Below are 6,752 nucleotides of genomic sequence, written 5' to 3' on the forward strand. Positions count from 1 at the left end.
GATGCTTTGGCCGCTCTCCTGTACAACCATGGCACGGCTCCCGCCGGGGCCGCAGCCCGGAGCCTTCATGCCCTGCACGTTCACGCCCGCCTTCTGCCGCATCGACCTCGCGGCCCTGCGCCGCAATTTCCGCCGCCTGGGCGATCCCGCGGGGCTCATGCCCGTCATCAAGTCCGACGCCTACGGCCACGGCCTTTTGCCTGTGGCGGCGGCTCTGGCGGATGCCGGCGCGCGGCGCTTCGCCGTGGGCACGGCCAGCGAGGGTATCGCCCTGCGCCGCGCCGGCTTCGGGCAGGAGATCGTGCCCCTCATGGGCTGCCTGACCGCTGGGGAATGGCGCGCGGCCGCGGCCAGTGGCCTGACCCTGCTCATCGCGGGCTTTGACGACATCGAGGCGGCCGCGGCCGCCGCCACGGTCTCGGGCGCGCGCTCCGTGCCCGTGGCCCTCAAGTGCGACACCGGCATGGGGCGCCTCGGCTTCACCCCTGAGGACGCCCCGGCGCTGGCCGAGCTCCTGCGCGCCCATCCCGTGCTTGCGCCGCGTTTTGCGCTCTCGCACCTTTCCAGCGTGGACATGCCGGAAGAAGACGCCTACACGGCCATGCAGGTGGAGCGCTTCGGGCGCTTTTTCGCGGGCCTTGCTGCGGCCTTCCCGGGGCTGCTCCCCTCCCTCGGCAATTCCGCCGCCACCGTAGGCCCGGCACGGGCCGAGAGCGGCATCTGCCGCCCGGGCCTCGCGCTCTATGGCGGCAATCCCTTCGCCGGCACGAGCCGCGAAGCCCTCGGGCAGGATCTCGAATGGGCCATGAGCGTGGCCGCGCCCATCCTCGCCGTGCATCGCCTCAGCGCCGGGGAGAGCGTGTCCTACGGGCGCCTCTTCACGGCCCCGCGCGACATGCTGGTGGCCGTGGCCGCGGCCGGCTACGCCACGGGCTACGCGCGGGCGCTCTCCGGGCGCGTGTCCCTGCTCGTGGGCGGCCGGCGCGTGCCGCAGGTGGGCCGCGTCTGCATGAGCATGCTCATGCTGGACGTGAGCGACGTGCCCGACACCGCGCCCGGCGACCTCGCCTGGGTGCTCGGCGGCCCTACCCAAGCGGGCGAGACCCCGGTGGACGCGCAGGAGCTGGCGCAACTGCTCGACACCATTCCTTACGAGATCCTTTGCCTCATGGGCGGCCTCAACCCGCGCGTCTATGCCTGACACCCCCAAGGCGGACGCCCCGCCCCTCTTCTTCCTACATTTTCCGCGCACGGGCGGCACCACCGTCGATGCCATCTTTGCCGCCAACTATCCGGCCGAGCAGATCCTGAAAATTTATTCGCAGGAAGAATTCAAGAAATACCAATATATTGACGAAGCCGCTTTCGCCAGGTTCCGCTTCATCACCGGGCACCTGCTGCTGACGGGCACCAATCCCACGCAGTTTTACGGCAAGCCTGTGCGGGCCTTCACCTTTTTGCGCGACCCTGTAAAACGGCTCCATTCGGAATACATCTTCCTGAAAACCTGGAAAAACCAGCATCTCTACGACTACCTGAACTCGCGGGACATCACGTTTTCCCAATACATCACCAGTACGGACAAGCTGCTCCGCTACCGCGGCAAGAACTTCATGACCCGCTGCATCTCGGGCCACTCGCTGGAAAAGACCGATCTTGCGGAAGCCCTGGCGAAGGCGAAACACAATCTCGAGTACGCGTTCCTGTTTTTCGGCATTCAGGAACGCTTCATGGAAAGTATGCTGCTTTTGTCAAAGCTTACGGAACTTCCCAATATCCTGCACCAGAAAAGGAACGCCCTTACCCATGCGGGCGCACAGGCGCCCATGAGCGCGGAAGAGGCGGAACTGGCCCAGGAATACAACAGTGCGGATATGGAGCTCTACCGCTTCGCGCAGGAGCTTTTTGCGCGGCGCGTTGCGGAGGCGGGGCCGGAATTTCAGAAGCAGCTCAAGGAATACAGCTTCATCAACGCCAAATTCCAGAAGATCTCAAGCCTGCTTTACGAGCGCGTGGCCGAAGTACAAGACGAGACGGACGGCATCGCCCTGTCCAAGGACATCCGCTGGTAATACGGGGCTAGGGACGGCGGGGAAGGGGCGCACCGGCAGGTGCGGCAGGTATGGCCGCAGTCGGCGCCCGTGCCCCAAGCCCGGTGCAATCAAAGAAGGTGCCGTTATACAAAACAGCTGATCGTCCTTCCTTAATTCCGTCTGGAGCGAAGCGAAAGACGGGGGCTGGTGCCGGAAGAATCCTAAAAAATAAGATTTTTCGGTGCTGGCAAGGAAGATAAAAATTTCCGAAGGGAGTGTACTTAAGTACTCGACCGAGGAAATTTTTCTCTGACGCAGCCAGCACCGAAAAGGCTGTTTTTGACGGATAATTTCGGCGTTACCCGTGCAGCACAGCTAGCGCACCAACTCGCAACTATAACAAAGCCTCAAAGAAAATCCGAGTGGCGCTAGCCCTGCTCGGCCGGCGCCTTGGCCGCGGGCTTGGCGGGATTGCGCATGGTGATCTGGCCCTCGATGACGCCGCCCTCCTCGGTGAGCAGGCTCGGCGTCTGAAGCGTGCCTTCCAGCACCCCCGAGCCGTAGACCACCACGCGGCGCTTGGCCACGACCTCGCCGTTGAAGTGCCCGGAAAGCAAAAGCTCGCCCACATTGAGCGTGCCGCGCACCTGCGCGTCCTTGCCCACGTTGAGGGTGCCGTCGCTTACGATGTCGCCGGTGAAGCGGCCCTCGATGCGCACGGTGCCCTTGAAGCTGAGCTTGCCTTCATAGACGGTATCCGAACCGAGATAGGCGATCTCGTCCTTGCCCATGTTTCCTCCCGGGTGACGCGGCGCTAGCCCTTGAACATGAAGCGCCGCATGGACACATTAAGCACAATGCCGAGCAAGGTAAAGTTCACCAGTGTCGCGCTGCCGCCGTAGCTGATGAAGGGCAGCGGGATGCCCACCACCGGCATGAGGCCGATGACCATGCCCATGTTGATGAAGATCTGCCAGAAAAAATAAAAAAACACGCCCACCACGAGCATGCTGCCGAAGCGATCCTTGGCCTGCACGGCCGTGGAGAAAATGGAGAGCAGGAAGAGGCAGAACAGTGTGACCAGAGCCACGCAGCCCACAAAGCCCCACTCCTCGCCGAACACGGCCACGGCGAAATCCGAATGGCGCTCCGGCAAAAAGCGCAGCTGGCTCTGCGTGCCCTCGCCGAAGCCCTTGCCCCAGACCTCGCCGGAGCCGATGGCGATGCGCGACTGCAGGATGTGGTAGCCCGAGCCGCGCGGGTCATTGCCCGGGTTCAAAAAAGTGAGGATGCGCTGCCGCTGGTAGTCGTGCATGCCCACGAACCACATGAAGGCCGCGGCCAGCGGCACGGCCACGAGGCCGGTCTTGATGATGTAGCCGCGCACCCCGTGGAAGAGGATCATGCCGCCCAAAATGAGCAGGATGAGCATGGTCGTGCCGAGGTCGGGCTGGATAAGGATGAGCCCGGCCGGCACAAGGCCCACGGCCATGACCGAGCAAAAGGACTTCCAGCCCAGGGGGCGCCCGTCGCGCGCGAGCAGGCGCGCCCCCAGCACGAGCACGGCCAGCTTGGCGAGCTCCGAGGGCTGCACGCTCATGAACCCGAGGGAGAGCCAGCGCTTGGCGCCGTAGACCGTCTTGCCGGCGATGGGCACGAGCAGCAGAAGGACCACGGTCAGGAGAAAGAAGGGCCACGCCATGTTGCGCAGCCGGCGATAATCGAAGCTCATGGCCGCAATCATGCCGAGCAGGCCCACAAGGCCCCAGATGAGCTGGCGCTGGTAGAAGTCCGAAAAGGCGAGGCCCGCCTCGAGCCGTGTGCCGCTGGCGGAATAGAGATTGCCCACGCCCACGAAGTAGAGCGCGAACATGCAGGCCAAAAGGCCCCAGTTGAGGTGGCTGAAGAGGCGCTTATCCACGAGAAATACCGGGGGATATACCGGGAGTGGTTCCTGGGGATGCGCGCGGGGCCGTGGGGGAAGCTGTCGCGCCGGGCGCGGGCAACGCGGCCGCCGGGGCCGGAGCAGTGGCTGCCGCGCGAGGCTGTGCCGGGGCTCCGGGCTGGCCGGCAGCGGCAGCGGGCGGGGGCGCTATGCCGGTATCCGGCCCGAAGAGGTGCTCATAGACGCGCTTGGCCACAGGCCCGGCCACGCTGGAGCCGCCGCCGCCGTGCTCCACCATGACGATGACCACGTAGCGCTTGCCGTTCTTGCTGCCCCAGGTGGCGATCCAGGCGTGGTCGCGCTGGGCGTATTCCATCTCCGAGGTGCGCAGGCGCCGGTCGCCCGCAGCCATCTTGAGCTTGACCACCTGGGCCGTGCCCGTCTTGCCGCCCATGTCCGCGTCCTTGCGGCCCACCACGCGGGCCGTGCCGGCGCCGGCGGTCTTGCGCATGGCATTGACCACAAAGTCCAGCGTCTCCTTGCGCGCGGGCACCTTGCCGCGCACCTCGCGCGGCGCGTTCTCCAGCAGTTGCGGCTTCAAAAGGTCGCCGCCGTTGAGCATGGCCGACACATAGACGGCCATCTGCACGGGCGTCACGAGCGTATAGCCCTGCCCGATGGAGACATTGAAGGTCTCGCCGCGCACCCAGGGGCGCTTGAAGCGGCGCTTCTTCCACTCCTTGGAGGGCACGAGGCCCGATTTCTCGTGCGGCAGGTCGATGCCCGTGGGCGCGCCGAAGCCCGCCGCCTTGGCGAACTGCTCGATCTTGTCGATGCCCAGGCGCTCGGCCATGAGGTAATAATACACGTCGCAGGAATGGATGAGCGAGCTCTCCATGTTCATGCTGCCGTGGCCGCCCTTTTTCCAGCAGCGGAAGATCTGGTTGCCGAGGCGCACCTGCCCGGCGCAGAACACGGTGTCGCGCGGGCTCACCCCGCGCTCGAGGAACATGGCGGCCATGAGCAGCTTCCACACCGATCCGGGAGGATAGACGCTCTGGATGACGCGATTCTGGAGCGGGAAGCGGTTGTTGGTGCGCAGGGCCTCCCAGTCGCGGCGGGAGATGCCGCCCGCAAAGAGGTTGTTGTCATAGGCCGGCGAGGTGACGAGCGCGCGGAGCTTGCCCGTGTCCGGCTCCATGACCACCACGCAGCCGGCCTCGCCGTTGAGGGCGTTCCACGCTGCGCGCTGGAGCTCGCTGTTGAGCGAGAGCTGCATCTCGGCGCCGCCCCGCGGCTCCTCGCGCAGGGTCTTGCCGAGGGCGCGGGCGAGGGCGTCCACCTCCACGTCGTAGAGCCCCTTGCTGCCGCGCAGATCCTTTTCCAGCTTGTACTCGAGGCCCTGCTTGCCCACGAGGTCGCCCATGGCGAGCGCGGGGTCGGCCTCCATCTCCTTTTCGTTGGCCTCGGCCACATAGCCGAGCACATGGGCGAAGAGCTCGTTTTCCGGGTAGCTGCGCTTGGTGCGCACCACGATCTCGAGGCCCGGCCAGGCATGGATCTCGGACTCGATGCGCGCCACGAGGTCGAAGTCGATGTCCGTGATCATGAGCAGGGGCTCAAAGGGCTTCACCTTGAAGCGGTCCTGCTGGTACTTCTCCTGCACATGCGAGAGCGGGATGCCCGACCAGGCGCTGATCTGCGCGAGCGTGGCCGGCAGGTCCTCGCAGTCCTCGCGCACGAGGGAGAGGCCGTAGGCCGTGCGGTTGTCGGCGAGCACGCGGTTGGCCTCGTCGAGGATGCGGCCGCGGGGCGCGAAGATGCGCTCCTGGCGCAGGCGGTTCTCCTGCGCCTGGCGCGTGAACTCGGCGCCGAGATGCACCTGGAGATACCAGAAGCGGACAACGAAGATGAAGAAAAAGACCCCCACCAGCACCTGGAGGAGGATGACGCCGCCGCGCGGGGGCTGGTAGCCCTCGTTTTCCACCTGGATCCTGAGCCAGGAGTGGGCCTGGGGGCGCTTGGACTCAGTGCCGGTGGGGGCAGGCTTCTGGGTGTCGTTCTGCTGCATGGGCTCTATGGTTGAGGTTGGGGAAGGCCGCCATTTTCATGCACATTCGATGCCAGCCAAGGCCGGCAAAAAACGCCGGGAGCAGCCGGCGCGCGGAGCTGCTATTCCTCCTCCTCGGGGGCGTTCAACTGCCGCGCCGCCACCAGCAGCCGCCAGGCAAAGGGCATGAACAGCGCCTGCATGAGGGCCTTGTCCAGCGTGTCTTCCACATTGAAGGCGAGGTTCTGCAGCGGCGCCATGAGCCAGGTCACGCCGTAATAGGCCGCGCCGAGGCAGGCCGAAAGCAGGAAGACGAACACGAAATTCTCCACCTCGAAGAGCCAGCGCCCCAGCCGGAAGAGCACGATGGTCGCGGCGTACCAGACGATGACCGCCCCAAAGGGCCGCGTGCCCATGCCCTCCTGCACCAGCACGAAGAGCGGCAGCAGCCAGACGAGGTTTTTGTAATCCCGCTCCTGGAGCAGGATGATAAGGCCGACCGCCAGAACGTCCAGCCCCGGCGCAAGGGCCTGGATGCACACGCCCACGGCGAGAAAAATGAGCCACCAGCCGGCGGTCTTCAGCACCTTCATGGGCGCCGGCGCCTCATGGCAACACCACGCGGTAGCGCGGCGCCGTCCCGTCGGAAGCCGGGGGCGCCGGCGGAAGCGGCGAAGCACCGGGCCTGGCGTTGCCGGCGGCTGGCGCGGGGGGCGCGGTGCCCGCTCCGGGGGCAACGGGCGCGGCCTCCCTGCGGTTTGCCGCAGGACGCGCCACGGGCGCT

The 6,752-nt window shown here is 65.9% G+C and carries 6 protein-coding genes; 2 read left to right on the forward strand and 4 right to left on the reverse strand.

Annotated elements, in window-relative coordinates; genetic code table 11:
- Window positions 1-67 precede the first annotated feature (67 nt).
- Together alr and HDR50_RS11305 are read left to right on the forward strand one after the other, a co-directional pair.
- A complete protein-coding gene (gene alr / locus HDR50_RS11300; RefSeq protein ID WP_291358289.1) occupies window positions 68-1,201 on the forward strand; it encodes an alanine racemase in 1,134 nt (377 codons plus the stop codon).
- Window positions 1,194-2,072, forward strand: a complete 879-nt coding sequence (locus HDR50_RS11305; RefSeq protein ID WP_291358290.1) for a sulfotransferase family 2 domain-containing protein — start codon at window positions 1,194-1,196, stop codon at window positions 2,070-2,072. The genes alr and HDR50_RS11305 overlap by 8 nt, the downstream gene beginning before the upstream one ends.
- 389 nt (window positions 2,073-2,461) lie before the next feature.
- Here HDR50_RS11305 and HDR50_RS11310 read toward each other — a convergent pair whose 3' ends face one another.
- From HDR50_RS11310 to HDR50_RS11325, 4 genes are all read right to left on the reverse strand, one after another.
- A complete protein-coding gene (locus tag HDR50_RS11310) occupies window positions 2,462-2,824 on the reverse strand; it encodes a polymer-forming cytoskeletal protein (protein ID WP_291358292.1) in 363 nt (120 codons plus the stop codon).
- A 23-nt stretch (window positions 2,825-2,847) separates the two neighbouring features.
- The gene (rodA, locus tag HDR50_RS11315; protein WP_291358293.1) at window positions 2,848-3,954 is read right to left on the reverse strand and encodes a rod shape-determining protein RodA; all 1,107 of its coding nucleotides are present in this window, start codon (window positions 3,952-3,954) and stop codon (window positions 2,848-2,850) included.
- A complete protein-coding gene (gene mrdA, locus HDR50_RS11320; protein ID WP_291358294.1) occupies window positions 3,947-5,989 on the reverse strand; it encodes a penicillin-binding protein 2 in 2,043 nt (680 codons plus the stop codon). The genes rodA and mrdA overlap by 8 nt, the downstream gene beginning before the upstream one ends.
- A gap of 101 nt (window positions 5,990-6,090) precedes the next feature.
- Complete coding sequence (locus HDR50_RS11325; protein ID WP_291358295.1) at window positions 6,091-6,561, reverse strand: hypothetical protein; 471 nt, start codon at window positions 6,559-6,561, stop codon at window positions 6,091-6,093.
- Between the last annotated feature and the right edge of the window lie 191 nt (window positions 6,562-6,752).

It is taken from the genome of Desulfovibrio sp., assembly GCF_014803725.1.
Lineage (GTDB): Bacteria > Desulfobacterota > Desulfovibrionia > Desulfovibrionales > Desulfovibrionaceae > Desulfovibrio.